The 25774-nt window shown below is 67.0% G+C and carries 22 protein-coding genes; 12 read left to right on the forward strand and 10 right to left on the reverse strand.

What is annotated here, in order from left to right; all coding sequences use genetic code 11:
• Positions 1–160: 160 nt before the first annotated feature.
• Positions 161–1600: an NAD-dependent succinate-semialdehyde dehydrogenase gene (locus MEICH_RS0119105; protein WP_027893919.1), complete on the reverse strand. Its 1440-nt coding sequence runs from the start codon at positions 1598–1600 to the stop codon at positions 161–163.
• A 222-nt stretch (positions 1601–1822) separates the two neighbouring features.
• Here MEICH_RS0119105 and MEICH_RS0119110 point away from each other — a divergent pair, with 222 nt between their 5' ends.
• The 6 genes from MEICH_RS0119110 (at position 1823) to MEICH_RS0119135 (ending at position 8840) form a co-directional block, all read left to right on the forward strand.
• Positions 1823–3010, forward strand: coding sequence for an ABC transporter substrate-binding protein (locus tag MEICH_RS0119110; protein ID WP_027893920.1), 1188 nt, complete (start codon positions 1823–1825; stop codon positions 3008–3010).
• Between the two features lie 81 nt (positions 3011–3091).
• Complete coding sequence (locus MEICH_RS0119115; RefSeq protein WP_027893921.1) at positions 3092–3982, forward strand: branched-chain amino acid ABC transporter permease; 891 nt, start codon at positions 3092–3094, stop codon at positions 3980–3982.
• A gap of 142 nt (positions 3983–4124) precedes the next feature.
• The gene (locus tag MEICH_RS0119120) at positions 4125–4910 is read left to right on the forward strand and encodes an ABC transporter ATP-binding protein (protein WP_027893922.1); all 786 of its coding nucleotides are present in this window, start codon (positions 4125–4127) and stop codon (positions 4908–4910) included.
• A 214-nt stretch (positions 4911–5124) separates the two neighbouring features.
• Positions 5125–5877, forward strand: a complete 753-nt coding sequence (locus MEICH_RS0119125; RefSeq protein WP_027893923.1) for an ABC transporter ATP-binding protein — start codon at positions 5125–5127, stop codon at positions 5875–5877.
• On the forward strand, positions 5878–7767 hold the full coding sequence (locus MEICH_RS0119130; protein ID WP_027893924.1) for an AMP-binding protein: 1890 nt from the start codon (positions 5878–5880) through the stop codon (positions 7765–7767).
• A 2-nt stretch (positions 7768–7769) separates the two neighbouring features.
• Positions 7770–8840 (forward strand): branched-chain amino acid ABC transporter permease, encoded by a 1071-nt coding sequence (locus tag MEICH_RS0119135; RefSeq protein WP_420804470.1) that lies wholly within the window; start codon positions 7770–7772, stop codon positions 8838–8840.
• 84 nt (positions 8841–8924) lie between these two features.
• On the opposite strand, the gene MEICH_RS0119140 is transcribed toward MEICH_RS0119135, so the two are convergent.
• Together MEICH_RS0119140 and ychF are read right to left on the reverse strand one after the other, a co-directional pair.
• Positions 8925–9188 (reverse strand): glutaredoxin family protein, encoded by a 264-nt coding sequence (locus tag MEICH_RS0119140; protein ID WP_027893926.1) that lies wholly within the window; start codon positions 9186–9188, stop codon positions 8925–8927.
• A gap of 217 nt (positions 9189–9405) precedes the next feature.
• Positions 9406–10521 carry a redox-regulated ATPase YchF gene (gene ychF / locus MEICH_RS0119145; RefSeq protein WP_027893927.1) on the reverse strand — a complete coding sequence of 372 codons (1116 nt, stop codon included), beginning with the start codon at positions 10519–10521 and terminating at the stop codon, positions 9406–9408.
• 302 nt (positions 10522–10823) lie between these two features.
• Here ychF and MEICH_RS0119150 point away from each other — a divergent pair, with 302 nt between their 5' ends.
• Positions 10824–11237 carry a hypothetical protein gene (locus tag MEICH_RS0119150; RefSeq protein ID WP_027893928.1) on the forward strand — a complete coding sequence of 138 codons (414 nt, stop codon included), beginning with the start codon at positions 10824–10826 and terminating at the stop codon, positions 11235–11237.
• Positions 11238–11357: 120 nt separating this feature from the next.
• Here the strand turns inward: MEICH_RS0119150 and MEICH_RS0119155 are convergent, their stop codons facing one another.
• Entirely contained in the window at positions 11358–12866 is a 1509-nt protein-coding gene (locus tag MEICH_RS0119155; RefSeq protein WP_157202913.1) for a hypothetical protein, read from the reverse strand.
• A gap of 551 nt (positions 12867–13417) precedes the next feature.
• Here MEICH_RS0119155 and MEICH_RS0119165 point away from each other — a divergent pair.
• From MEICH_RS0119165 to MEICH_RS0119185, 5 genes are all read left to right on the forward strand, one after another.
• Positions 13418–15034 (forward strand): alpha-amylase family glycosyl hydrolase, encoded by a 1617-nt coding sequence (locus tag MEICH_RS0119165; protein WP_027893930.1) that lies wholly within the window; start codon positions 13418–13420, stop codon positions 15032–15034.
• A 209-nt stretch (positions 15035–15243) separates the two neighbouring features.
• Entirely contained in the window at positions 15244–15711 is a 468-nt protein-coding gene (locus MEICH_RS0119170; protein WP_027893931.1) for a low molecular weight protein-tyrosine-phosphatase, read from the forward strand.
• Between the two features lie 46 nt (positions 15712–15757).
• Positions 15758–16558, forward strand: a complete 801-nt coding sequence (locus tag MEICH_RS0119175; RefSeq protein WP_218916437.1) for a DUF817 domain-containing protein — start codon at positions 15758–15760, stop codon at positions 16556–16558.
• Positions 16559–16688: 130 nt separating this feature from the next.
• On the forward strand, positions 16689–18515 hold the full coding sequence (locus tag MEICH_RS0119180) for a S9 family peptidase (protein WP_027893933.1): 1827 nt from the start codon (positions 16689–16691) through the stop codon (positions 18513–18515).
• A gap of 121 nt (positions 18516–18636) precedes the next feature.
• The gene (locus tag MEICH_RS0119185; protein ID WP_157202915.1) at positions 18637–19275 is read left to right on the forward strand and encodes a hypothetical protein; all 639 of its coding nucleotides are present in this window, start codon (positions 18637–18639) and stop codon (positions 19273–19275) included.
• Here MEICH_RS0119185 and MEICH_RS0119190 read toward each other — a convergent pair.
• From MEICH_RS0119190 to MEICH_RS0119210, 6 genes are all read right to left on the reverse strand, one after another.
• Positions 19272–19877 (reverse strand): cyclase family protein, encoded by a 606-nt coding sequence (locus MEICH_RS0119190; protein ID WP_027893935.1) that lies wholly within the window; start codon positions 19875–19877, stop codon positions 19272–19274. The two genes, MEICH_RS0119185 and MEICH_RS0119190, sit on opposite strands and share 4 nt — an antisense overlap.
• 9 nt (positions 19878–19886) lie before the next feature.
• Entirely contained in the window at positions 19887–20576 is a 690-nt protein-coding gene (mqnB, locus tag MEICH_RS0119195) for a futalosine hydrolase (protein ID WP_027893936.1), read from the reverse strand.
• 362 nt (positions 20577–20938) lie between these two features.
• Positions 20939–21454 (reverse strand): hypothetical protein, encoded by a 516-nt coding sequence (locus MEICH_RS28960; RefSeq protein WP_157202916.1) that lies wholly within the window; start codon positions 21452–21454, stop codon positions 20939–20941.
• Between the two features lie 267 nt (positions 21455–21721).
• Positions 21722–22228 (reverse strand): hypothetical protein, encoded by a 507-nt coding sequence (locus MEICH_RS0119200; protein WP_157202917.1) that lies wholly within the window; start codon positions 22226–22228, stop codon positions 21722–21724.
• An 823-nt stretch (positions 22229–23051) separates the two neighbouring features.
• Positions 23052–24719 (reverse strand): glycerol-3-phosphate acyltransferase, encoded by a 1668-nt coding sequence (locus MEICH_RS0119205; RefSeq protein WP_027893938.1) that lies wholly within the window; start codon positions 24717–24719, stop codon positions 23052–23054.
• Positions 24720–24950: 231 nt separating this feature from the next.
• Positions 24951–25691: a TerC family protein gene (locus MEICH_RS0119210; RefSeq protein ID WP_027893939.1), complete on the reverse strand. Its 741-nt coding sequence runs from the start codon at positions 25689–25691 to the stop codon at positions 24951–24953.
• Positions 25692–25774: the final 83 nt, after the last annotated feature.

Consider the following 25774-nt stretch of genomic DNA (forward strand, 5'->3'; position numbering starts at 1 on the left):
GAGGGTTTATCCCCCCCAGCCCCCCTTGCTAAGGGGGGTGACAAGGCGCCTTGCGTTTTGCGTCTTGCGTACGACGTAGGACGTACGACGTACGACCCGCGCCCCGCGTCCGGCCATCGGCTATGAGCTATCGGCTATCGACCATCGACCCTCGACCCCATCAACCCACCCCCACCGAGACGTACTTCACGTACAGGTATTCCTCGAGCCCCCAGTGCCCTCCCTCACGCCCGAAGCCGCTCTGCTTGACACCGCCGAAGGGGGCCTGGGCGGTGGAGGGCACCGCGTCGTTGACGCCGACGATGCCGTACTCGAGCCGCTCCGCCACCCGGATGGCGCGGCCGAGGTCGCGGGTCCAGAGGTAGGCGGCGAGGCCGTAGGGCGTGTCGTTGGCGGCCCGAATGGCCTCTTCCTCGGTCTCGAAGGTGATCACCGGGGCCACGGGGCCGAAGGTCTCCTCGGTGAGGATCCTCATGCCCTCCCTCACGCCCGACAGCACGGTGGGGGCGAAGAACAGGCCGCCGGCAGGCTCGCCGCCGGTGAGCACGGTGGCGCCCTTGGCCTTGGCGTCCTCGACGTGCGAACGGACCTTCTCGAGGCCCTGCGCGTCCACCAGCGGCCCGATCTGGGTGCTGGGGTCGAGGGGATCGCCCACCTTGAGCCCGGAGGCGGCCTCGGCCAGCTTGCGGCTGAAGGGCTCGGCGATGCTCGAGTGCACGTAGACGCGGTTGGTGCACACGCAGGTCTGGCCCGCGTTGCGGAACTTGCAGGCCACCACGTCCCGCACGGCCTGCTCGAGGTCGGCGTCCTCGAAGACCAAGTAGGGGGCGTGCCCGCCGAGCTCCATCGAGATGCGCTTGAGGGTGTCGGCGCTCTGGCGGGTGAGGATCTTGCCCACATCGGTGGAGCCGGTGAAGGTGACCTTGCGGACGCGCTCGTCGGCCATCATGACCCGGGTGAGGGCCACGGGGTCGGAAGTCGGGAGCACCTGCAGGGTCCCGGGCGGCCCGCCGGCCTCGAGCCACAGCTCGGCCAGCTTGAGCGCGGTGAGCGGCGACTGCTCGGCGGGCTTGAGGATGAAGGTGCAGCCCGCGGCGAAGGCCGGCCCGATCTTGCGGGTGCCCATGGCGGCGGGGAAGTTCCAGGGCGTGACCCCGTACACCGGACCCACCGGCTGCCGCAGGGCGAACAGCCGCTTGTGGGCGAACTGGCTGGGCACCGTCTCGCCGTAGACGCGCTTGGCCTCCTCGGCGTACCACTCGATGAAGCTCGCCGCGTAGCGCACCTCGCCCAGCGCCTCGCTCACGGGCTTGCCCATCTCGAGCGCGATGGTGCGGGCTAAGTCCTGCTCGTCGCGCAGGATCAGGGCGTGCCACCGCTTCATCAGCGCGGCCCGCTCGTAGGCGGTGGTGTTGCGCCAGCTCTCGAAGGCCTGTGCCGCAGCTTCGACGGCTTGCCGGGCCTCGGCCTCGCCGCAGTCGGCCACCTCGGCGATCACCTCCCCGCTGTAGGGGCTCCTCACCGGGAAGGTCCGGGGGGTCCCCACCCACTCGCCGCCCACGAGGGCCTTGGTGTTGAACGCGACGTCCTTGATGCTCATAGCGACCTCCTCGAGTCCCCAACATTCTTATCCCGCGGGGCCCCGCAGGGGGTATGTCAGCGTGCAATCCGGAGGGGGAGACTGGTGTAGGTGTGTAGGCTACCCCCCTCTTCCCACCGCGCCAAAAACTGATATGCTTGCGGCACGTCACAACTAAAGCCTCGGTCGGGGAAGTGGGCTCGGTGTTGGGTTTCCGGCTGGGGTACGGTCAAGGAGGCGTGCATGAAGACGACTCGCAGGCAAGTTCTCAAATCGGCTCTGGCGGCTTCGACGGTTTTTTCCCCGCTGGCGATCAGCCTGGCGCAGAGCCGCCCGCTGAAGATGGCGGTGCTCTACCCCCTCACCGGCCCCTTCGCCTTCGCGGGGCAGGCCGGGCTCGAGGGCCTGCGCGACGCCACCGACTACTTCAACGAGGTGCGCGGCGGGGTGGGCGGGCGCAAGGTCGAGCTCATCGTCGAGGACACCGGCTACGACGTCTCCAAGGGCACGGCGGCCTTCAACCGCATCATCTCCCGCGAGCGTGAGGACGAGCTGCTCTTCGTCTACGGCGACTCCACCGGCCTCTCCAAGGCCCTAGCCCCCGAGATCGCCCGCCTGCAACTGCCCTACACCGCCACCTCCTTCTCCACCGAGCTGGCCGACCCCAAGACCTACCCCACCATCTTCGTCTTCGGCCCCACCTACAACGACATGATGGCCGCCCTCCTTCAGCAGATCCGCCGCACCAAGGGCAAGGCCCGCGTCGCGCTGGCCTACTCCAACTCCGAGTTCGGCAAGGACCCCATCCCCTACGTCAAGGAGCAGGCCCCCAAGCTGGGCATGGAGATCGTGGCCGAGGAAGTCACCCCGCTCGCCGTCCCCGACGCCACCGCCCTGGCGCTGAAGCTGCGGCAGGCCAACCCCGACTTCGTGATCTGCCACGGCTACGTGCTCACCGTCGAGCCGGTGCTGGTCAAGGCCGCGCGGGAGCAGGGCATGAAGTCCATCTTCATGGGCACCTACTACTCCGCCGAGCTCGCCCTCATGCAGCGGGCCGGCGCCGCCGCCGACGGCTTCATCGTGGCCTACCACAACCCCTACTGGTACGACAACCTGGCCGCGGGCATCGACCGGCTCAAGAAGTTCCGCGCCGGCAAGGGCAAGGACAACGCCTACAAGACCACCTACTACGTCGGCGCCTACACCTCCTGCTCGGCCATCTGGGAGGCCTACCGCCGCGCCGGGGCCGCGGGCAAGCTCAACCGCGCCGGGGTGGTGGAGAGCCTCAACAACATGGGCGACTGGGACACCGGCGGCCTGATCCGCTCGATGCGCTTCGTCAACCACCGCCTGCCCTACACCAAGCTCTACCGCGCCAACGTCAAGACCGGCCGCTTCGACGCCATCACCGACTGGGTGTCGCTGGCCTGAACCCGGGCGCGCCCGGCGGCGACCCGGCCCCTGAAGGGGCGGGGTTCGCCCGTAGGAGAACCTTCCTCAAACCACACCGCGATGGACCTATCCCTCCTGCCGCAGTTCCTCATCACCGGCCTGGCCACCGGGGCGCTTTACGCGCTGATCGCGCTGGGCTTCGTGCTGGTCTACCGTGCGACCAGCGTGGTCAACTTCGCCATCGGCGAGTTTTTGCTGGTGGGGGCCTACCTGGTCTACACCTTCAACGTCCCGCCCTTCAATTTCCCGTTGCCCCTGGCGATGCTGGTGGCCCTGCCGGTGGCTTTTCTCTTCGGCCTTCTGATCGAGCGCGGCTTCGTGCGGCCCCTGCTGGGGCGCAACGTGGTGGCGGTGATCATGGCGACCATCGGGCTGGTGGCGACGCTGGACGGGGCGGCCCAACTGGTGTGGGGCGCCGACCAGAAGGCCTACAACGGCGAACTGCCGGGCCAGCCCATCGTCCTGGGCAGCCTGGTGCTCACCGCCCGCTCGATGTGGGGCATCGCGGTGGGAATCGGGGTGGCGCTGCTGCTGATCGCGCTGCTGCGCTACAGCCGTTACGGGGTGATGGTGCGGGCGGTGTCGGAGAGCGAGACGGCGGCGCTGGCGCTGGGCATCAACGCGCCGCGCATGGTGGGCATCGTGTGGGGCCTCTCGGCGGCGCTGGCCGCGCTGGGCGGGGTGCTGCTGGCCTCGGCCAGCGGGCCCGGCTTCCACGTGATCGCGCTGGGCCTGATGGTCTTCCCGGTGGCGATCCTGGGCGGCATGGACTCGGTGCCGGGCGCGGTGATCGCCGGGCTGCTGCTGGGCGTGGTGCAGGCGCTCTCGACGGCCTACCTCGAGGGCCCCCTCCCCGGCATCACCGAAGCCCTGCCCTTCGTGATCGTGCTGCTGGTGCTGTTGCTGCGGCCCTACGGTCTCTTCGGCCAGAGCCGTATCGAGCGGGTTTAGGCGGAGGAAGCAGAAAGTGGCACCGACTGCGACCCAAAGGGCAGGCACAGGGGCCTGCCCCTACACCCTGTTTCTGTTTTCGGCTATCGGCTACCGACATCCTCAATCTTCCCACGTACGACGTAAGACGTAAGACCTAGCTATGGCCTCCCTCAACGTCGAAAACCTCAAGGTGGTCTACCGGGGCGTGATCCTCGCCCTCAACGGCGTCTCGCTGCGGGCCGAGCCCGGCGAGGCGGTGGGGCTTTTGGGCCCCAACGGCGCGGGCAAGAGCACGCTGGTGCGGGCCATCGCTGGGCTGCTGCACCAGTACGAGGGCCGCGTGCTCGACGGCAAGATCACCCTCAGCGGCCAGGACATCACCCACGCCTCGGCGCTCAAGGTGGCGGCGCTGGGGCTCACGCCGATCCTCGAGGGCCGCCCCGTCTTCCGCTACCTCACCGTGCTGGAGAACCTCACCGCCGCGGCGCACAAGCTCCCCGCGGCGCGGGCCCGCGCCATCACCGAGGAGGTCTTCGCCCGCTTCCCCCGCATCTACGAGCGGCGGCGCGAGCAGGCCGGCTACCTCTCGGGCGGCGAGCAGCAGATGCTCCTGCTGGGCATGGCCCTGCTCACCGAGCCCAAGGTGCTGGTGGTGGACGAGCCCAGCCTGGGCCTCTCGCCCAAGCTGGTCGAGGAGGTCATGCGCGTGCTGGGCGAGCTGCGCCGCGACAAGGGCCTGACGCTGATTCTGGTCGAGCAGAACGCCCGCGCCGCCTTCAGCCTCGTCGAGCGGGTGTACGTGCTCGAGCAAGGCCGCGTGGCCTTCGAGGGCAGCACCCAGGCCGCCCAGGGCGACGCCGACGTGATGGAGTTCTACCTTGGCGCCGGGGCCTCCGGCGGCTTCGCCGAGGCCAAGCGCTACCGCAGGAGGAAGAGGTGGGTGTGAAGAGGTCGTACGCCCGACGCCGAACGTCGAACGCAAAACGCAAAACGCTAAACGCTAAACGCCGAGCGCGAAAAGACTGCTCGTGGCCGGTGGTGTGTGGTCCGTGGTCGAAAGCTTTTCACTACAGGCCACGAAACACGCGCCACGAGCCACTGGCCTCTCATCTTTGGATATCGGCTATCGACTATCAGCTATCGGCATTCCGGAGGGCCCCATGACCCCCATCCTCGAGGCCCACGACCTGGCCCTGGCCTTCAAAGGGGTGCGCGCCCTCAACGGGGTCAGCTTCACCGTCAACCCCGGCGACTTCTTCGCGGTTATCGGGCCCAACGGGGCGGGGAAGACCAGCCTGCTCAACGTGCTCTCGGGGCTCTACCGGCCCCAGCAGGGCACGGTGCGCTTCCTGGGGGAGGATTTGAGCGGGGTCTCGCCGCAGGAGCGGGCGCGGCGGGGGCTGGGCCGGACCTTCCAGAACCTCGAGCTCTTCCGGGGCATGAGCGTGCTGGACAACGTCAAGCTGGGGGCCGAGCTGGCGATGGGGGCCTACAGCGCCCTCACCCCCGACACCCGCAAGGAGTGGGCCATCCGCCGCTGGGCCGAGGAAGTCCTGGACTACCTGCACCTCGCCCCGCACCGCCACAAGCACGCCGGGGCGCTGCCCTACGGCCTGCAGAAGCGGGTGGAGGTGGCCCGCGCCCTGGCCGGCAAGCCCAAGCTGCTGCTGCTCGACGAGCCCATGGCCGGGCTCTCGCTCGAGGAGAAGCAGGACCTCGCCCGTTTCCTGCTCGACGCGCGGCGCGAGTGGGGCGTGACGATGGTGCTGGTCGAGCACGACCTCAAGGCGGTGCTCGAGCTCTCCACGGGCGTGCTGGTGATGTCGTACGGCGAGGTGCTCTACCTGGGCGAGCCCGGCGGGGTGCGCGACAACCCGCGCGTGGCCGAAGCCTACCTGGGGAGGTCGGCCTAGATGCGGGGGACGCTGCTGGAGGCCCTGGCCCGCCGGGCCCAGACCACCCCCGGCCTGCCCGCCCACCGGGTCAAGCGCTACGGGGTGTGGGAGACCACCACCTGGGCGCAGTTCTGGGATAACGTGCAGCGCCTGGCCGGGGGGATGGGGCAGTTGGGCCTCGAGCCGGGCGGGGTGCTGGCCCTGCTGGGGCACAACGCGCCGGAGTGGGTCACCGCCGAGATGGCCGCCCAGGCTCTAGGGGCCATGCCCATGGGCATCTACGCCGACGCCATGCCCGAGGAGGTGGCCTACTTCCTCGAGTTCACCAACGCCCAGGGCATCGTGGTCTCCGACGAGGAACAGCTCGACAAGGTGCTGCCCCACCTGCACCGGCTGCGCTTCGTGGTGGTGTGGGAAGAGGCCGGGATGAGCCGCTACTGGGGCGAAAAGATCTGGCCCTATTCCCGCGTGGTCGCGCAGGGCGAGGCGCCCGAGGCCCGGCAGGTCGTGCAGGCGGCCCTGGAGAAGATCGGCCCCGGCACCGTGGCCCTGCTGGCCCCCACCTCGGGCACCACCGCCCGCAGCAAGCTCGCCATGCTGACCCACGCCCAGCTCGAGGCCGGCTACCACGCGGTGGACCACTCGCTCGAGCTGCGGGGCGGGGAGTGGGTCTATAGCTACCTGCCCCTGCCCTGGATCGGCGAGCAGATGCTCTCGGTGGTGCAGGGCCTGCTCGGCGGCGTGGTGCTGCACTTCCCCGAAGACCCCGCCACCGTCATCCCCGACATCAAGGAGGTCCAGCCCGACTTCTACTTAGCCCCCCCGCGCCTGTGGGAGGACGCCCTGGCCCTCGTGCGCAGCCGCATGGAGGACGCGCACTGGCTCAAGAAGGCTTTCTACCGCTGGGGCATGGGCGTGCTGCTCAAGGCCGCCGAGCTCGAGTTCCGTGGCGAGCGCGTCGGGTTCGGGCTGGACCTGGCCCGCTCCCTCGCCTATCCCCTGGTGGCCCGCCCCATCCGCGCCCGCATGGGCCTGGCGGCCTGCCGGGTGGCCGTGACCGGCGGCGCCCCGCTGGGGCCGGAGGTCTTCACCTTCTACCGCGCGCTGGGCCTGGACATCCGCCAGTACTACGGCCAGTCCGAGACCGCCGCCAACACCTGCGCCCACCGCGCGGGCGACGCCCCGCCCGAGACCGTGGGCCAGCCTTTGGTCAACACCGAGGTGCGCATCAGCGAGGAGGGGGAGATCCAGGTGCGGGGGCCGCAGGTCTTCGTGGGCTACTTCGGCAACGAGGCCGCCACCCGCGAGACCTTCACCCCCGACGGCTGGTTCCGCACCGGCGACGCCGGCTTCTTCGACGAGCGCGGGCACCTGGTGATCCTGGGCCGGCTGAAGGAGGTGGGGGCCCTCGCCAGCGGCACCCGCTTCTCGCCGCAGTTCCTCGAGAACCGCCTGAAGTACTCCCCCTACGTCCGCGAGGTGGTCATCATCGGGGATAAGCGCCCCTACGTCACCGCGCTCATCGAGCTCGACCCCGAGAACACCCAGAACTGGGCCCGCCGCCGCGGCCTGGCCTTCACCACCTACCAGAGCCTGGCCGCCCGCCCCGAGGTCTACCGCCTGATCTCCGAGGAGATCGCCCAGGCTTCGGCCGCGCTGCCCGAGGAGCTGCGGGTGCGCCGCTTCGCCATACTGCCCAAGGAACTCCACCCCGACGACGACGAGGTCACCCGCACCCGCAAGGTCAAGCGCAAGACCGTCGAGGAGCGCTACGCCTCGCTGATCGCCGCGCTCTACGAGGGCAAGGACCAGGCCGTGCTCGAGCTCCCCATCCGCTACCTCGAGGGCGAGGGCAAGCTCGAGGCCGCCGTCTCGATCGCCGAAGTGGGCGAACTGGTGGGGAGGTAGCCATGCTGTTCCGACTCTCCCAGACCCTCACCGACCGCTGGAGCCGCACCTTCGCCCGCACCGTGCGGGCCACCTACCGCCAGGACGAGGCCTACGCCAGCACCCCCATGGGCCGCTTCTGGCTGTGGGTCGCCCTGGCCCTGTTGTTGCTGCTGCCCTTGCTGCTGCCGCCCTACCCCATGTACGTGGTGGTGCTCATCGCCATCGCCGCCGTGGGCGCGCTCGGGCTGCACCTGCTGGTGGGCGGGGCCGGGCAGATCTCGCTGGGCCACGCCGCCTTCCTGGGCATCGGGGCCTACACCGCCTCGCACCTGGCCGGGCCGCTGGCGGTGGTGGGCATCCTGCTGGGCGGGGTGCTGGCGGGCCTGATCGGCGTGGTGCTGGGCCTGCCCTCGCTGCGCATCAAGGGGGCCTACCTCGCCATCGCCACCCTGGCCCTGCAATTCCTGGCCGACTACGTCTTCAAGCGCTGGGAAGCCGTCACCGGCGGCATCCGGGGGCGCACCCTGCCGCCCGCCGAGTTCCTGGGCATCCCCCTGCCTGGCGCCGACGCGCTGTGGTATTTGGTGCTGCTCTTCGCCATCCCGCTCTTCTTCTACGCCAAGCGCCTGCTCTCGACGCGCGCGGGCCGCCTGTGGTACGCCGTACGCGACAACGACCTCTCGGCCCGCCTCTCCGGCGTGGACCTGACCCGCGCCAAGCTCACCGCCTTCGCCGTCTCGGCCTTCTACGCCGGGATCGCCGGGGGCCTGCTCGCCAACCTCTACAAGTCCATCACCCCCGAGAACTTCGTGCTCACCTTCAGCATCCAGTACCTCGCCATGGTGATCGTGGGCGGGGCCGGGACCGTGCTCGGCGCCGTGCTCGGCGCGACCTTCGTGGTGCTCATCCCTGAGGTGCTCAACGCCATCGTGGGCGCCTTCGGCCCCCAGTTCGCCCCGTCCTTCGCCGCCTGGCGCAACGTGGTCTTCGGGGTGCTGATCCTGATGTTCCTGATCCTCGAGCCCTTAGGCCTCGTCGGCCTGTGGGGCCGCATCCGCGACTACTTCCGCACCTGGCCTTTGCCGTACTGAAGCAGCTTGTGGCTCGTGGCCTGCGTCTCGCGTTTTGCGTTTTGCGTACGACGTACGACCCGCGCCCGGCGTCTCAGGTCCCGCTCAGTTCCGCGCAGGCTCGAGCAACCCCACCTGCTCGAGCCACTGCTGCAGCTTCATCACCGAGAAGCGGCTCATCGAGGCCGCCTGGTCGCCATAGACCAGGGTAGGAACGCTGCGGCGACCGGCGTTGACCTGCAACACCAGGCGCTCGCCTTCGGGGTGCTGGTCAATGTTCACCTCGGTGTAGCTCAGGCCGAGCCGCTCGAGGGCGGCCTTGGTCGCCTTGCAGTCGGAGCACCAGGCGGTGGTGTACATCGTGATCATCGGTTGTAGAGCTTATCGGGGCGCTATGGAATTCATTGTGATTTTTGTGCCAAGACGGCTCCGGGGAAGCCGTCAGCCGTCAGCGATCAGCTTGTGGCTTGTGGCTCGTGGCTCGTGGCGTGTGGGAGTATCCCCCCTGGCCCCCTTGCTAAGGGGGGTAAACAAAGGGCGTTCGGCGTTCAGCTATCGGCTATCGGCTATCGACTATCGACCACCCTCACACATTGAAGAGGATGTACATCACGTCCCCGTCCTTAACCTCGTACTCCTTGCCCTCGGTGCGTACCCAGCCCTTTTCCTTGGCCTGTGCCCAACCCCCGGCGGCAACCAGCTTGTCCCACTCGATGACCTCGGCCCGGATGAAGCCGCGCTCGAGGTCGGAGTGGATCTCGCCGGCGGCCTGGGGGGCTTTGGTGCCCTGGCGGATGGTCCAGGCCCGCACCTCCTTCTCGCCGGCGGTGAGGAAGGTGATGAGGCCCAGCACGCGGTAGGCTACCCGAACCAGGCGGTCGAGGCCGGACTCCTCGAGCCCTAGCGAGGCCAGGTACTCCTGGGCTTCGGCGTCCTCGAGCTCGGCCAGCTCGGCCTCGATCTTGGCCGAGACCACCACCACCTCGGCCCCCTCGGCCCCAGCCCGCTCGCGCACCTTGGCGACGTTGGGGTTGCCGGTGGCGTCGGGCAGGTCTTCCTCGGCCACGTTGGCGACGTAGATCACCGGCTTGGCGGTCATCAGGCCCATCTCGCGGGCGGCCTTGGCGAAGAGTTCGGGGTCGGCGGGGGCGTAGGTGCGGGCGGGCTGGCCTTGCGAGAGGTGGGGGAGGAGGGGCTCGAGCACTTCCAGCAGCGCCTTGTCATCCTTGTCCACGCGGGCGGTCTTGCGCAGCTTGTCCAGGCGCTTCTCCAGGGCTTGCAGGTCGGCCAGGGCCAGCTCGGTGTTGATGGTCTCGAGGTCGTCGAGGGGGTCCACCTTGCCCGAGACGTGCACCACGTTGGGGTCTTCGAAGCAGCGCACCACGTGGGCGATGGCCGCCACCTCGCGGATGTTGGCCAGGAACTGGTTGCCCAGCCCCTCGCCCTTGTGGGCGCCCTTGACCAGCCCCGCGATGTCCACGAACTCCACGTAGGTAGGCACGATGGGGGGCTTACGGTCGCCCTTGACGAAGAGCTTGGCGAGCGCCTCGAGGCGCTCGTCGGGCAGGGTCACCACCCCCACGTTCTTGTCGATGGTGGCGAAGGGATAGTTGGCGGCCAGCGCGCCCGCCTTGGTGATCGCGTTGAACAGGGTGGACTTGCCCACGTTGGGCAGTCCGACGATGCCGACTCCTAAAGCCATACAAGGCAACAGTGTACTTGATGGTCGGGGGGTGGTCGAACGCGGGATGCCCAACGCCGATAGCTGATAGCCCATAGCCGATAGCCGAACGCCAGACGCGAAACGCCAGACGCGAAACGCGAGACGTCCCTTCTTCACCCCCCTTGGCAAGGGGGGCTGGGGGGATACCCCCTCCCCGCACGCGGGGAGGGACGGGGAGGGGCAACCACGGGCCACTAGCCCCCTTCCTAAACCTGGCCTATCGTTTGAGCCTTCGTTAACCCTGGCGTGCTCGAGCCCGTGGCCTGGCTAGATTGAGGGATATGCGCAAGTGGTTGTGGCTATCCCTGGTGGTGGCGCTCGCGGCCTGTGGCGGGACGGGGGGGCCGGGCGGCGGGGGCGGTGGGGTGGTGACCAACGACTTCACCATGACCTGCACCCCCAGCCCGTTCTCGGTGCCTAAAGGAGGGCAGGCCACCCTGACCGTGACCGTGGAAAACCTCAAGGGGCAGGTGGCCAAGGTCCAGCTCAAGTTCGAAAGCGGCACCGTGGGGGTGGATGGTTCCCCCCTGACCCAGGTGGTGGAAGGGGCCGGGAGCGCCCAGTTCACCATCTCGGTCAAGAGCGGCATCACCGACAACAAGCCCTTCTTCTACATCTACGGCCGGGGAATGAACAGCGAAAACCGCACCTCCGGGATGCCGCAGAAAGACTGCCGGGTGCAGTGGAGCTACTAGCCCCCTCGAGCGACAAGACTCCCTGCACAAGCCGCCGATCGTCGAAAGGGCCGGGTCCAAGACCCGGCCCTACCAAAGGCGTTCGGCGTTTGGCTATCAGCTATCGACCATCGACCATTTTTAGTTGATCGACCCCAGGCTCCCCTCGAGCTCCACGTCGTTGTTGTTCCCGTCCCGCACGTAGAGCCCGCGCCAGGCGTCCTCGGTGGTGAAGTGCCCGTCGAGGCTGATGGAGAGGCCCGGCTTGACGTACTGCCGCACCGCGCCGGGGTTGGCGGGGTCGAGGCCAGGGTTGAGGCCGTAGACGTCGGTGTAGAAGTAGCCGTCCTTCTTGCCGTCGGAGAGGTCGAGGGACTCGACGTAGGACACCTTGAGGTTGCGGACGCTCATGGTGCGGCGGGTGGAGGAGCCGTCGTTGATGATGAGGCTGCTGCACTTGTAGTCGGCGCAACTGGTGGCGGGGTTTTGGATGTCGACCCCGATCACCCGGTCGCCGCACTCCATGCCTAAGGCGGGCTCACAGCCGCCGTCCCACTGCTCGTAGCCGCCGTTGCCGTCGCTGGCGACGCGGATGCGCTTGGAGGCGTCGGTCTCCTGGGCGATCTTGGCCTGGTCGGGGCAGGCGTCGGGGGTGATGAACTGCTCGGAGTCGTCGTTCTCCCTCGAGAAGCCGAAGTCGCCCTTGTAGCCGAGCTCGAGCAGCAATTGCCCGGTGCGCAGGTCGGTGGCGGCCAGGGTGACGGTGTGGACCCGGGCGCACACGCGCTGGCTGGTGCTGGTCTCGGAGTGCAGGTTGATGTACCAGCCGATCTGCTTGGCCTCGTCCCGGATGGCGAAGCCCTTGAAGCCCTCGCCGCGTTCGGGCTGGTTCTGGTTCTTCAGCGCCACGTAGGTGAAGGCGGCCTTGTAGCCGATGAGGCCGGGGTCGGAGTTGTGCTCGTGGCGGTAGTAGCACCAGTAGACGGGGTCGATCTGGGGGTGCCAGCCCTGGAACTCGTTGCCGTCGGGGCCCACCACGCGCCAGGTGTCGTGCAGCCACGAGGGGCAGTCGGTGTTGGGCAGGGGCTTCTCGCTGACGCCGGGCGGTAGGGCGGGCGCGGCGGAGGGCTTGCCGCCCGCCTCCGCGAGGAGCACCGTGTACTTGCCGTTGTTCTTGCCGGGGCCGCCTAAGGCGACCTCGCCCTTCTTGAAGTCCTTGACGAAGGCGGTGAGCCCGTCGGGCATCGGCGACCGCTCCCACCCGATGAGCCACAGCGGCACCGGGTCGATCTTCCAGACCACCGCCACCCGCGCGTCGCGGTTGAGGGTCAGGCGCAGCCAGTCGGCGCGGATGCTCTCGGAGGAGGGCACCGCGAGCTCGTCCCAGCCCTCGAAGCCCTTGAAGCTCGACTGCCGGGGCTTGTAGCGCACGCCGCCGTAGCCCGCCTCGAGGCTCAGCGTGCCGTCCTCATCCTTGTGCTCGCTGACGTGGTAGTAGCGGGCCAGCAGGGTGGGCTGGATGCCGTACTGGGTGGTTATGGGGTGCACCACGCCGCCTTTATCCACCGACGGGGGCCGCTCGTTGCTGCCGAAGCCGCCGGTACAGGCGGCCAGCACGAGCAGCAGCCCGGCGGCCAGGGTCAAGTTCACGCCTTTGCTCATCGTCTCCCCCTTACGCTCATGTTCGAACCTAGCACACGCGCCAGAGGGCGCAGCTTGAGGCATCCTTAATCGGGTCGCTGGCTTGGTTCTGTATTGCGAACGGAAAAACCCTCATGGACGGTTTATCCCCCGGCCCCGCCTCGAGCCCGCACCCCCGCAGTATCGCGGGAGTGAAAATTGGGCCGGGCCTCTCAATCCCGCGCCGCCCGCCGGGGATAGTCCTGTCGGGGGCTGCCCCGGCCCGCTCCACCGCCTTGCCGGGGGGCCTCCACCGGACGGTGGAACCCGCGCCAAATGACCCGGCCTCGAGTTCCTCCCGCCCTACCCTGGAGGCATGGACTGGAAGTTCACCGACAACGTCCCCTCAGTCCCTACCGGCAAGCTGGCCTGGCTGTTCCTGGCGTTCGCCCTGGCGGCCTTCGCCCTCGTCTGCCTGGCGGCCTTCTGACCCGCCTTTCGACCCGGCCCCGACCCCCGCGCGGGCCGGGGTTTATTTATGAGAGACAAAGGATATGCTTGTGGGCGTGACGAGCGAACGGTTGTGGTGGCAGACCGCGGTGATCTATCAGGTGTATCCCCGTAGCTTCCAGGACTCCAACGGCGACGGCATCGGCGACCTCGAGGGCGTGCGCCGCCGGCTGGGCTACCTGCGCGACCTGGGCGTGAACGCCGTGTGGCTCTCGCCCTTCTACAAGTCGCCCATGAAGGACTTCGGCTACGACGTCGCCGATTACTGCGACGTAGACCCCATCTTCGGCACCCTCGCCGACTTCGACCGGCTGCTCGAGGAGGCCCATCGGCTGGGGCTGAAGGTGATCATCGACTTCGTGCCCAACCACTCCTCCGACCAGCACCCCTGGTTCCAGGAGTCGCGCTCAAGCTTGGACAATCCCAAGCGCGACTGGTACGTCTGGCGCGACCCGGCCCCGGACGGCGGCCCCCCCAACAACTGGATGGCCTACTTCGGCGGCCCGGCCTGGACCCTCGACCCCCGCACCGGCCAGTACTACCTGCACCAGTTCCTCCCCGAGCAGCCCGACCTCAACTGGCGCAACCCCGAGGTGCGCCAGGCCACCTACGAGGCCATGCGCTTCTGGCTGCGGCGCGGCGTGGACGGCTTCCGCGTGGACGTGATGTGGCTGTTGGTCGAGGACGAGCAATTCCGCGACGAGCCCGAGAACCCCTTCTGGAAGGAAGGCGAGTGGGACCGCGGGCGGCACGTCCACATCTACATGGAGGACCAGCCCGAGACCCGCGAGATCGTGCAGGAGATGCGGGCCGTCCTCGACGAGTTCACCACCCCCGGCAACGAGCGCATGATGGTGGGGGAGATCTACCTCCCCTACGACCAGCTCATGCCCTACTACGGCACCGCCGAGCGCCCCGGCTGCCACCTGCCCTTCAACTTCCACCTCATCTTCCGGGGCATGAACCACTGGACCGCCGAGAACATCCGCCACATCGTCGAGGAGTACGAGGCCAGCCTCCCGCCGTGGGCCACGCCCAACTGGGTGCTGGGCAACCACGACCAGCACCGCCTGGCGACCCGCATCGGCCACGCCCAGGCCCGCGTCGCGGCCATGATGCTCTTCAGCCTGCGCGGCTCGCCCACCTGGTACTACGGCGACGAGATCGGCATGGTGGACGGCATCATCCCCCCCGAGAAGATCCAAGACCCCGCCGCCCTGCGCCAGAAGAACGTCCACGGCGAGCACGGCCTCGACCCGGGCCGCGACCCCGAGCGCACCCCCATGCAGTGGACCCCCCACGCCCACGCCGGCTTCAGCACCGCCGAGCCCTGGCTCCCCGTCAACACCGACTACCTGCCCCCGCCGGCAGGGGCGGGGCGCAACGTCGAGGCCCAGGACGCCGACAGCGAGTCCATGCTGGCGCTGGTCCGCACCCTGCTGGTGGTACGGCGCGAAACCCCGGCGCTGCTCGAGGGCAATTACCAGACCTACAAGAGCCCCGAGGGCGTGTTCGCCTACCTGCGCGGCGGCGAAGTGCTGGTGGCGCTCAACTTCACCCCCGAACCCAAGCAGCTCTCGGTCCCCGCCGGCGAAATCCTGGTCTCGACCCACCTGGACCGCTACGGCGCGGTGGGCGGGGTGCTCGAGCTGCGGCCGGACGAGGGCGTAATCGTGAAGCTGAAGTGAAGCGGTCAGCCTTCAGCCGTCAGCGGTCAGCTCGTGGCTAGCGGCTAGTGGCTCGTGGCGAGTAGTCCGGGAGTCCCGCCCCCACCCTCCCCGCGCACGGGGAGGGAGTATCCCCCCCGGCCCCCCTTGTTAAGGGGGGTAAGGAAAGGGCGTCTTGCGTTTAGCGTTCGGCTATCGGCTATCAACCCCCGCCGTACAATGACCCCCGTATGACCCGAGTCCTGTTCGTCTGCATGGGCAACATCTGCCGATCGCCGATGGCGGAGGGGATATTTCGCAAGCTGGTCCGGGAGCGGGGGCTCGAGGGGCGCTTCGAGGTGGACTCCGCCGGGACCGGGGGCTGGCACGCGGGGGAGGAAGCCGACCCTCGAGCCCGGCGCGTGCTGGAGCGCCACGGGGCCTCCTTCGCCCACCGCGCCCGGCAGGTGAGCGCCAGGGACGCGGAGTACGACCACATCTTCGTGATGGACCGGGAGAACCTGGCAACCCTGCGCCGGATGCTGCCCCAGGCGCACGCGAAGATCCGACCCGTGATGGACCTCGCGGGCGGGGGAGAGGTCCCCGACCCCTACTACGACGACCTCGAGGCCTTCGAGCAGGTGTACGCGATGCTCGAGCGGGCCATCACGGCTTTCTTGGATCAGGTCGCGCTGGTGGGTACGAACGCCTCGAGCTAGCCATTTGCGCCACGCCCCGGCCTCGAGGCCTGTTAGGCTGGTTGCCATGCTCCGGGGCCGCGTCATCCCCCGTCCTCTGTCCCTGCTGCTACACTTCGCCTATCAGGAAGCCGCTTCCTGCCTTTTCCCGGCCTTCATCTTCGCCATGCTGGTGCTGTCGAAGGTGGTGGAGATCCCGGGGCTGCCGCGCTACGACTTCATGCTGTTGGCCTGCGTCGGGATGCAGGTGGCGATGGTGTGGTGGCTGCGGGTGGAGAGCGTGGACGAGCTCAAGGTCATCACGCTTTTTCACGTGCTGGGCACCACCATGGAGGTTTTCAAGATCGCCATGGGCTCGTGGGCCTACCCCGACTTCGCCTACAGCAAGCTCCTGGGCGTTCCACTCTACTCGGGCTTCATGTACGCCAGCGTCGCCAGCTACATCACCCAGGCCTGGCGGCGGCTCGAGCTGCGCCTGACCAACTTCCCGCCCTCCGGCCTCAACGTCGTCCTCGCCGCGCTGATCTACCTCAACTTCTTCACCCACCACTACACCCTCGACCTGCGCTACGTGCTGATTTTGGCGGTGTTCGTGGCTTACTGGCGCACCCGCGTTTACTTCACCGTAGGCGGCGTGTCCTTCTGGCTGCCGCTCAAGCTGGGCTTCGCGCTGGTGGGCTTTTTCATCTGGCTGGCCGAGAACATCGCCACCTACCTGGGCGCTTGGCAGTACCCCGACCAGGCCACCCAGTGGACGCTGGTGCACCCCGGCAAGTTCACCAGTTGGTTTTTGCTCTTCATCGTGAGCTTCCTCATCGTGGCCCAGCTCAAGCGCGTCAAGGCCGCGCGGCAGGGTGAACGTTGGTAAGGGAATAGACCTCTCGCGAAATTACCCGCCAGCTACCGTGAAGCGCCATGTCTGCCGTGGCTACCGGTTACCGACGATTTCCGCAGGAAGTCTGATTGTTTTTCAAGTAGGGCGGGCGGTAGCCTGAGCCATGGTCAAAGAACGAATCCCGCTGGAAGAACTGGCTCGCCTGCCCAATTTCGCCGCGGTCACGCCCTCTTGGAGTGGGGACCGGATCGCCTTCTACTGGGACAAGACCGGGCGCTTCGAGCTCTACGTGATGGACCTCCAGACCCGCGAGGTGCGCCAGCTCACCGACGGGCAGGCCCCGCGCCAGCTCCGGGCCGGCTTCGTCTGGACCCGCGACGACCGCGAGATCATCTTCGCCAAGGACCACCAGGGCGACGAGCAGAACAACCTCTTCAAGCTCGAGCTCGCCACCGGCCGGGTCATCCAGATGAACCACGACCCCAAGACCCAGGAGTACGCCGGCGAGGTCCACCCCGACAACCGGCGCATGGCGGTGATGAGCAACCGCGCCGGGCAGATGAACGTCTTCGTGCTCGAGCTCGCCAGCGAGAACCACGAGTGGAAGCAGCTCACCCGCTTCAAGGCCCCGGCCTTCGCGGGCCGCTGGAGCCCCGACGGGAGGTGGCTGGCCTTCGCCTCCAACGAGTCGCCCAACCTCAAGAACCAGGACGGCTACCTCGTGCGCGACGACGGCTCGGAGGTGCGCAAGGTCTTCTCGGTGCGCGAGGGCTCGCAGGACCAGATCGCCGACTGGCACCCCGACGGCGTGCACGTGGCCGTGACCTCCGACGCCAGCGGCAACAACCGCCCCGGCATCCTCAACCTCGAGACCGGCGAGGTGCGCTGGCTGGGCCCGGGCACCGACCAGGCCGACGAGTACGCCGGCAGCTTCTCCAAGAGCGGCGAGTGGCTGGTGACGCTGCGCAACCAGGACTCCAGCATCTTCCCGGTGCTCTACCGCGTCTCCACCGGCGAGGAGCGCACCCTGCGCCTGCCCGGGGGGATGGCCTTCGGCACCAGCTTCGTGCTGAACGACACCAAGCTGCTCATCGCCCACTCCTCGGCCCGCCGCCGCCCCGAGCTGCTGCTCTACGACCTCCAGACCGACGCCTGCGAGGTGCTGCTGCCCGCTGAGTACGGCTCCATCGACCCCGCCGTGTTCGTGGAGGACGAGTACGTTCGCTACCCCACCTTCGACGGCCAGCAGGTCCCGGCCATCCTCTACAGGCCGCGCGACGTGGCGCCGGGGGCCAGGCTGCCCGCGCTCGTCATCGTCCACGGCGGCCCCACCGCCCAGTTCTTCCGCGGCTTCGACCCCTACGCCCAGTTCCTCGCGGACCGCGGCTACGTGATCCTCCAGCCCAACATCCGCGGCTCCACCGGCTACGGCACCGCCTGGCGCGACGCCAACCTCAAGGACTGGGGCGGGGGAGACCTCGAGGACGTGGTGGCCGGGGCCAACTACCTCAAGTCGCTGCCCTACGTCGACCCCGAGCGGGTGGGCATCTTCGGCGGTTCCTTCGGCGGCTTCATGAGCTTCATCGCCGTCACCAAGAAGCCTGACGTCTTCAAGGTGGGCGTGCCCTGGGTGGGCATCACCGACCTGCACCTGCTCTACGAGGAGGACATGGAGCACTTCAAGTACTACCTGCGCCAGCAGATGGGCGACCCCGAGAAGGACCACGCCCTGTGGCGCGACCGCAGCGCCGTCGAGTTCGCCCACCAGCTCAAGGCCAAGCTCCTCATCGTCCACGGCACCAACGACCCGCGCTGCCCCATCAGCCAGGCCCGCGTCTTCCGTGACCGGCTGCTGCAACTGGGCAAGCGCGAGGGCGAGGACTTCGAGTACCACGAGTTCGGCGACGAGGGCCACGGCCCCGGCGGGGACATCCAGGGCAAGATCCGCACCTACCGCCTGCTGGCGGACTTCCTCGAGCGGCGCCTGTAACAGATGAACGCCCGCAGGTCCGGCCCAGTGCTGTGGTTTTCAGGGTGCTTCTGGGAATGGCACCCTGAAAGGTTTCACGATGCGGAAGTTGTTGATTTCTCTTATCGCCCTGACGGCTTCTATGGCAGCTCCCTCGCTGGCGCAGTTTTCGCTCGAGCTGGGGGCGGGGTTCTACACCGGTTGGAGCGGCAACCTCAGCCTCGGCCTTGAGCGCATCGGCGGTTCGCCGCTGGGGATGCGGCTCGGGTTGCACGGCGCCGTAGGCCAACTCGTCAACGACGACGCCCCCTACGACTCCACGATGACCTGGGGCGAGTACAAGCGTTCAGTGCGCGAGTCCGGCGGGATGGGCACGGACTATGCCTTTAGCATGGGCGCCGAGGCGGACTTGCTGTGGGCTTTAGTGACCCCCGAGCTTCCCCTCCAGGTTTCGCCCTACGTGGGCTTACGGTTCAACTGGTACGGCGGGGAGGTCGTAGCCAACGGCAGCCACGCGACGAGCATGGGCCGGGCAGGCCCCGGACAGACTCCGGCGTTGGGGTACGGGGCAGGCTTCCTGCTGGATTACCTGGTCTCGGGCGTACTCTTCGTCCGGACGGACATCGGCCTGGACTTCTACCCGGACAATTGCATTTATTCCGAGGGTGCTCCGGCTTACCCGGTGTGCCCCGGTGACCCGGATTACGAGCGATACCGCCGCGCGATCAACGCCCCCGGGTATGCGCTCAAAGCCCGGGTGAGCGCGGTCCTGAAGTTCTAGCGCAGAATTGCCCGTACCGGCGAGGCGTCGGCCCCCTCGAGCCGCAGCGGCAGCACGATCAGCTCGTACTCGCCCGGCCTCACCGCCCCCAGCGCCAGGCCCTCGACGATGTAGATGCCGTTGCGGGCGAAGGCCTTGTGGCCGGGCAGGTCCTTGGAGGTGAGGGGGTCCACGCTGGGGCAGTCGGTGCCGAAGAGCCTGACGCCCCGCTCGGCCAGGTAGTCCACGGCGGCGGGCAGGACGTGGGTGAACTCGCGGGGGAAGTCGCGCCACTCGTCGGGCTGGCCGGTGTAGAACAGCACGCGCTCGGCGCGCAGCTCGAGCGAGTGCAGGAAAGGCGCGTCGAGGGCCTGCTGGCCCCGGGCGTCGATCACCTGGCAGGGGCCGATGAGCGCCGAGAGCGGCACGCTCTCGAGCTTCCCCCCGTCCTCCACGTAGTGGTAGGGCGCGTCGAGGTGGGTGCCCAGGTGGGTGGTCGTGGTCAGCTTGCTCACGTTGACCGAGTCGCCCTCGGCGATCTTGGAGACGGGCTCGAGGGTGAAAGGGGTGTCGCCGGGCCAGACGGGGTGCCCTTCGTAGAGGCGGCGGGTGATGTCGATCATGGTCCGATGTTACCGGAGGAGCCGGGCGAGGGCGGCCTCGAGGGCCTCCACCGCCTGCCGGACACGCCACTGCGCCTTGTCGCGCACCCCCGCCACGTTCGACACCGCGCGCAGCTCGGCCCCGGGCAGCCCCAGCCACAAGCAGGCCTGGGCGAAGGCCGCGCCCTCCATGTTCTCCACGTCGGCCTCCCACTTGCGCGAGAGCTCCCTGGCCTCGGTGGGGTTCTCCGACACCAGGTCGCGGGTCAGGAAGCTCCGCACCGGAAGGTCCAGCGTGGCCCGGAGCTCCGCGGTGAAGGCTTTGTCCAGCGGGAAGCGGTTGTGGAAGTGCAGGGGCGGCGCTTCAGGGCCCCCCACGACGAGCGTCGGGAAGCCCATCCCCTTCATCCCCCCGTCTTTGATGCCCAGGTCGGCCTGGATCTCGCGCTCGGCCAGCACCGCGTCCCCGACCTGCAACCCCGACTCGGCGTAGGCCCCGGCGATCCCGAAGAGCAGGGCCCGCCCGACCTTGTGCCGCTGGGCGTAGGCGGCCAGGGTCATGGCGGTGTTGGTCTTGCCGATGCCGCACTCGAGCCACACCCACCCCTGCCCCCTGATCCCGGCGCGGCCCCGGTAGCTGAAGGGCTTGCCTTTGCCCTCGAGGAAGGCGGCTTCAAACCTCGTGGGGCTCAACAGGAGTAAGGAAGGGTTCGGTGGCACGGATAAACTCCTCTACTTTGGCTACAAGGTCACGGATTTCTTCTTCCGCGAGGTCGGCGAGTTGACGTTAAATAAGCTCTCGAGCAGTTTACCAGGGCGCTTTTCCAGGTTGCCGGGGCCATACCCAAGGGCAGCGCGCCCACGGTGCTTGAGACGGTGGCGCCGTTAGCGGGGGACTGGACCTCGACCTAGGGGGCTGAGCCGTCGCTGGGGTAGCAGACTGCTAAGACCGCAAACAGAGATGCAGCGATGTGATGTTGAAGGCACTTCATATTCCGCCCGTATTGGGATACCACGGTAATACCTCCGATGATCACGAACTAGATATCTAAAGCGGGGAGGGGGTCTATGAAGGGGCGTATTCACGACGCAGATTGCAGATCCCACGGGCCAACGTACCAACGTCCGAAGATAACTATAAGAGAAACTACGAACACGAGGATGGCCGCGAGCCACCCCCATCTCAACTTCTTGTAGACCCTTGCTCCAAGCACGGCAGGGGTCAGAAGAACCACCGCGGCTATTGCCCAGCCTAGCCCAGTTTCAACGGTTGGTGGCATTTGCCGTATCAGCCGCTCAGGGAAGCGATTGATCCCATTGGGTAGGCCGAGCAGCAAGACGATGGCTATAGTAGCCGCGGACACGCCCCTTACAGCCACAGGGAATGACCCATGCCGTAAAAGGTCACCCCATGCCCAGCCGCAATAGACCAGAAACGAGACAGAGAGGAGTAGATAGACATCTAAAAAGAAACTTCTGCCGACAAACGGGAAATATTCATTATAGGGAGTAAGTATCAGTACTATCAGACTCGTACTGAGAGACAATATCCCGATCATGTCGACAGCTTTGGTCAGTTGATCAACTACTGTGCGCATGGAACCCTCCAGAGTTGCTGACACCTCGTTCACTAGTCGTGCATACGGCCCTCCGGGATTCCCGACGCTATAACACCGATCACCTCACGCTCTCACGAATGATGCGGTGATGTGGTGTTGAAGGCATTTCATGTTCAGCCCCTGTCGGGATGCCACGGTGATACCTCCGATGACCGCTAGAGATCTAAAGCCAGGAGAGGTCTATGAAGGAGTGTATTTACGGCGCAATATATACAGCTAGGAATCCACGGTAACATGGCGGGTTCGCTATTGCAGCTCCCACGGGCCAAAGTACCAAAGTCCGAAGATAGCTACAGGAGAAACTACGAACACGAGGATGGCCGCGAGCCACCCCCATCTCAATTTCTTATAGACCCTTACTCCAAGCACAGCAGGGGTCAGAAGAACCACCGCAGTTATCACCCAGCCCAGCCCAGTTTCGGCAAATGCCGGCATTTGCCATATCAGCCGATGGGGGAAGGGGTTTATCGCGGTAGGGAGGCCGAGCAGCAAGATGATGGCTATGATAACCGCGAACATAACCTTCAAGGCCATAGAGAATGACCCATGCCGTAACAGGTCACCCCACGCCCAGCCGCAATAGACGAGAAACGGGACAGCAAGGAATAGATAGGCGTCTGTAAAGAAAGTTCTGCCGACAAACGGGAAATACTCATTGAAGGGGATGAGTACCATCATCAACAGACTCGCGCCAAGGGATAGCGTCCCGAGTACGTCGATAACTTTGGCTGGTTGATCACCCATTATGCGCACGGAACCCTCCAGAGTCGCTGACGCCTCGTTCACCAGTCTTGCACATACGCCCCTCTGGGATTCTTGATGCTCTAATTGAGCTTCATTCTCACCTCCCCGGTCTAGGTTGCAGCCCCAGAACTACAATCGTGTGGTGCATTGGTCTCCTATAGTGCCCTTATGTCATGGGTCCACCGGTTCCTTGAAGTGGGTAACAGTCCAATCCGTACGGTTAGAACTGCTGATCGCAACTGTATGGTTGAAGGTGATCCTTATTCTCCCGTCATCCAGGGCATCTACGACCCGCTCGAGAAGTAAGCGCTCGGTTAGTGTTTCCTCGGCGAGGTACGTGATCGGTTGCCGGAAGATCTCCTGCCACTTGGAATCTTTAGACGGTCTGAACTGAAATACAACCCTCGCGGTTAACGGAGATAGTTGCGGGATCCGAGGCTGGGTGATCACGCGTACTTCTCCATATGCCCCTAAATCCCAAAACTCAGAAACATCGTAAGTCGACTCTCACAGCAGTGCCAACAACGTAATGCAAACGATCAGAGCCACCCCAGGGATAAAACGGCGCATATTATCCATATGCTACTCGCATACGCTGTTGCGGATCGCGACTTCTACCCTCTCGGCTGCATATTTCTGGCTTCGCCCCAGCCTTAAAACCGTGATGCTCGCCCCTATCCCAGTCATTGAGGGATTGGGATTGACATCAAGTGGTCCAAGAATGCAGGAATGGGCTGAGTTGAAGGGGTGGACGACACCCGGCTGAACGATCAGCAGTGTGCGGTGGTCACGCCGTTGCTGCCGCCCCAGCCCGGCAAAGGCCGTAGGCGCGTTAATCCACCACCTTGAAACCCAGCGCCTCGGCCCGCTCGACGAAGAACTGAATGTTCTCGCTCTTGGTCTCCCCGCCCAGGCTCTTGCGCTCGAAGGCCCCCTCGGCGGCGAGGATCATGGTCTCGGCCAGGCAGGCAGGCACCGCGCCCTCGCCGAAGTGGAGGTTGAGGTTGCCGGTCATGGCGCCGGGCGGGCGCACCACCCCGCCGGGGATGACCCGCACGCCGGGGAGCTTCTTCACGCTCTCGTGGACGTCGGGGGGAACGCCCTCGTCGTAGATCCAGGCGCCGGGTTTGACGTGCTCGGGGAAGATCACGGCCTGGGGGTCGGAGGTGGCGCTGAAGACGAGGTCGGCCTCCTTGATGGCGGCGATGTCGGTGGTGACGACGAGATCGGGCACCTGGCCCTTGCGCTCGAGGTTCTTCCGCAGGCTCTCGGCGCTCTTCTCCAGGCGCTCCATGTTGCGCCCCACCAGGATCAGCTTCCCCACCAGCGGGGCGATCTGCCGGGCGATGCCGAAGGCCACCACGCCGTTGGCGCCCACCACCGCGGCGGTGGTCTGGCGCAGGTCGCGGCCGGTCTGGCCGAAGTGGGCGATGATGCCGGGGATGGCGGCCTTGACGGTGCCGGAGGTGTAAGCCCCGCCGTTGGTGATCTCGATCTCGGGCACGGCCTCCTGCACCCGCTTGCCCTTCTCGCCCACCACGCTCCAGAAGGCCCCCAGCCCCAGCACCGTGCAGCCGAGCTCCTTGGCCAGCCGCGCGGCCTGGATGGCCTTCTGGGTGGCGAGTTCGGGGTTGGAGGTGATCTGGTGCGGCAGCAGCGGCGCCGAGATGAGGTAGCAGCGGATCTCGCGCCCGTCGGCGGTCTTGATGCCGCGCAGCTCGCCGTTCTTCATGGGCCGGATCAGGGCGGTGAAGCGCTCGAGCAGGCTTTGCGAGACCCAGCCCCGGTCCACCAGGGGCTTGAACCAGCGGAAGCGCGGGCTCTGGAAGAGGTCGTCGAGGGTGAGGGGGTGGATCATGAAGGCGCACACCGCCTGCTTCTCCGACGGGAGGGGCAGGGGCTCGCCCAGCCTGGGTTCGGTGCCCTCGAGCATGCGCCCGATGTTCTCCTTGTAGCGCCACAGCGCCAGCCCCAGCAGCGCCAGCGCGGCCACCTTGGCCCAGGCGGCGATGCCCAGCCCCAGCACCCCCAGCGCCAGCAGCGTCACCACGGATAACCCGGCCAGGGTCATCCAACCTGTAGCGACCAGCGCGGCGGCGGCGACGACCAGAGGGAGGGCGGTGGCCCAGTAGGGCAGCCCCGCGAAGGACAGCCCCACCAGGATGCCCAGCAGAACGAACCCGCCGCGCCCGCGCAGCGTAGTGCCCGAGGTGAGGGCGGGCGGGGGATAGAGGTGGCCCAGGTAAGCCAGCAGGGCCAGCAGCAGGCCCCCCTCGAGCCCCCACCCCCTTCCCAGCAGCACGGCCAGCAGGCCCTTGAGGAAGTCGAGGCTCGAGGCCAGCACCAGCGGCCCCGCACCCAGTTGCTTGAGGGCGTTCTCGAGGCCCAGGTTGTAGGCCGAGGCCCAGCGCGGTTCCTGATGGCTCAGACGGCGAACGGCCCAGTACCCCAGCGGCAGCGAGCCGATGAGGTAGGCCAGGATGCCTAGCACGACGATCACGGCACTAAGATACTCCAGGTGGGGTGGGGTAATGCCGGGCGCTGAATGCCGGTAGCCGAACGCCCAACGCCGATAGCTGATAGCTGATAGCCGATAGCCGATAGCCAACCGCAAAACGCAAGACGCCTTGTTCCCCCTTAGCAAGGGGGGCTAGGGGGGATACCCCTCCCTGCGGGCGGGGAGGACCGGGGAGGGGCAACTGCGAGCCACAGGCCACGAGCCCCCATTACCCTAGACCCGTTCCTCGCTCCCCAACCGCTCCCTCCGCTGGCTTACCGCCCAGATCGTGCCCAGCACCAAAGCGCCCAGGATGAAGAAGGAGAATTGGGTCTTGTCGATGCCGCTGACGAGTTCGGGGCGGCTGAGCACCTCCTTGGCGAACTTGTCCCAGCCGCCGAGGGCCAGCTTGGCCCCGGCCAGGGCCACGATGGCGTAGGCCACCGCCTCGAAGCGGGGGAAGCGCTCGAGCAGCCCCACGAAGACCCCGGCCACGAAGCGCAGGGCCAGGATGCCCACGAAGACCCCGGTGAAGATGATCGCCATGTTGTCGGAGAGGGCCACTGCCACCAGCACCGAGTCCACGGCGAAGGCCAGGTCGGCCAGCTCGATCTGGGCCACGATGGTCCAGAACTGGCGGGGGGTGACGCTCTTGAGCACCCCGCCGGCGGTGAGCTCCTCGGGGGCGTGGGCGGGCCTGGCCTTTTTGCCGAAGAAGTGCTTGAAGGCGATGTAGAGCAAATAGACCGCGCCCAGCGCCTGCACCCACCAGAACTCGATGAGCAGCGCGGCGAAGACCAACGCCAGCCCGCGCAGCACGTAGGCCCCGGCGATGCCGTAGAACAGGGCCCGCTGCCGCCAGGGCGGGGGCAGCTTGCGCACCATGACCCCCAGCACCATGGCGTTGTCGGCCGAGAGGATGGCCTCGAGCACGATCAGGATGCCGATTACCGTCAGCGCTTGTCCGATTTCCACGTCGAACCTCCCAAAGGCACGGCTTTACGTAAAGCCGCCACGGAAGGCGTGGCGGCGGAAAGGGGCGAAGCGAGGGGGAGGGG

It is taken from the genome of Calidithermus chliarophilus DSM 9957, from assembly GCF_000430045.1.
Classification (GTDB): Bacteria; Deinococcota; Deinococci; order Deinococcales; family Thermaceae; genus Calidithermus; species Calidithermus chliarophilus.

Bases quoted from the DNA above. Each gene is read 5' to 3' on its own strand.
- MEICH_RS0119105 (WP_027893919.1), bottom strand. From the start codon at position 1,600: ATGAGCATCAAGGACGTCGCGTTCAACACCAAGGCCCTCGTGGGCGGC.
- MEICH_RS0119110 (WP_027893920.1), top strand. From the start codon at position 1,823: ATGAAGACGACTCGCAGGCAAGTTCTCAAATCGGCTCTGGCGGCTTCG.
- MEICH_RS0119115 (WP_027893921.1), top strand. From the start codon at position 3,092: ATGGACCTATCCCTCCTGCCGCAGTTCCTCATCACCGGCCTGGCCACC.
- MEICH_RS0119120 (WP_027893922.1), top strand. From the start codon at position 4,125: ATGGCCTCCCTCAACGTCGAAAACCTCAAGGTGGTCTACCGGGGCGTG.
- MEICH_RS0119125 (WP_027893923.1), top strand. From the start codon at position 5,125: ATGACCCCCATCCTCGAGGCCCACGACCTGGCCCTGGCCTTCAAAGGG.
- MEICH_RS0119130 (WP_027893924.1), top strand. From the start codon at position 5,878: ATGCGGGGGACGCTGCTGGAGGCCCTGGCCCGCCGGGCCCAGACCACC.
- MEICH_RS0119135 (WP_420804470.1), top strand. From the start codon at position 7,770: ATGCTGTTCCGACTCTCCCAGACCCTCACCGACCGCTGGAGCCGCACC.
- MEICH_RS0119140 (WP_027893926.1), bottom strand. From the start codon at position 9,188: ATGATCACGATGTACACCACCGCCTGGTGCTCCGACTGCAAGGCGACC.
- ychF (WP_027893927.1), bottom strand. From the start codon at position 10,521: ATGGCTTTAGGAGTCGGCATCGTCGGACTGCCCAACGTGGGCAAGTCC.
- MEICH_RS0119150 (WP_027893928.1), top strand. From the start codon at position 10,824: ATGCGCAAGTGGTTGTGGCTATCCCTGGTGGTGGCGCTCGCGGCCTGT.
- MEICH_RS0119170 (WP_027893931.1), top strand. From the start codon at position 15,244: ATGACCCGAGTCCTGTTCGTCTGCATGGGCAACATCTGCCGATCGCCG.
- MEICH_RS0119175 (WP_218916437.1), top strand. From the start codon at position 15,758: ATGCTCCGGGGCCGCGTCATCCCCCGTCCTCTGTCCCTGCTGCTACAC.
- MEICH_RS0119180 (WP_027893933.1), top strand. From the start codon at position 16,689: ATGGTCAAAGAACGAATCCCGCTGGAAGAACTGGCTCGCCTGCCCAAT.
- MEICH_RS0119185 (WP_157202915.1), top strand. From the start codon at position 18,637: ATGGCAGCTCCCTCGCTGGCGCAGTTTTCGCTCGAGCTGGGGGCGGGG.
- MEICH_RS0119190 (WP_027893935.1), bottom strand. From the start codon at position 19,877: ATGATCGACATCACCCGCCGCCTCTACGAAGGGCACCCCGTCTGGCCC.
- MEICH_RS28960 (WP_157202916.1), bottom strand. From the start codon at position 21,454: ATGCGCACAGTAGTTGATCAACTGACCAAAGCTGTCGACATGATCGGG.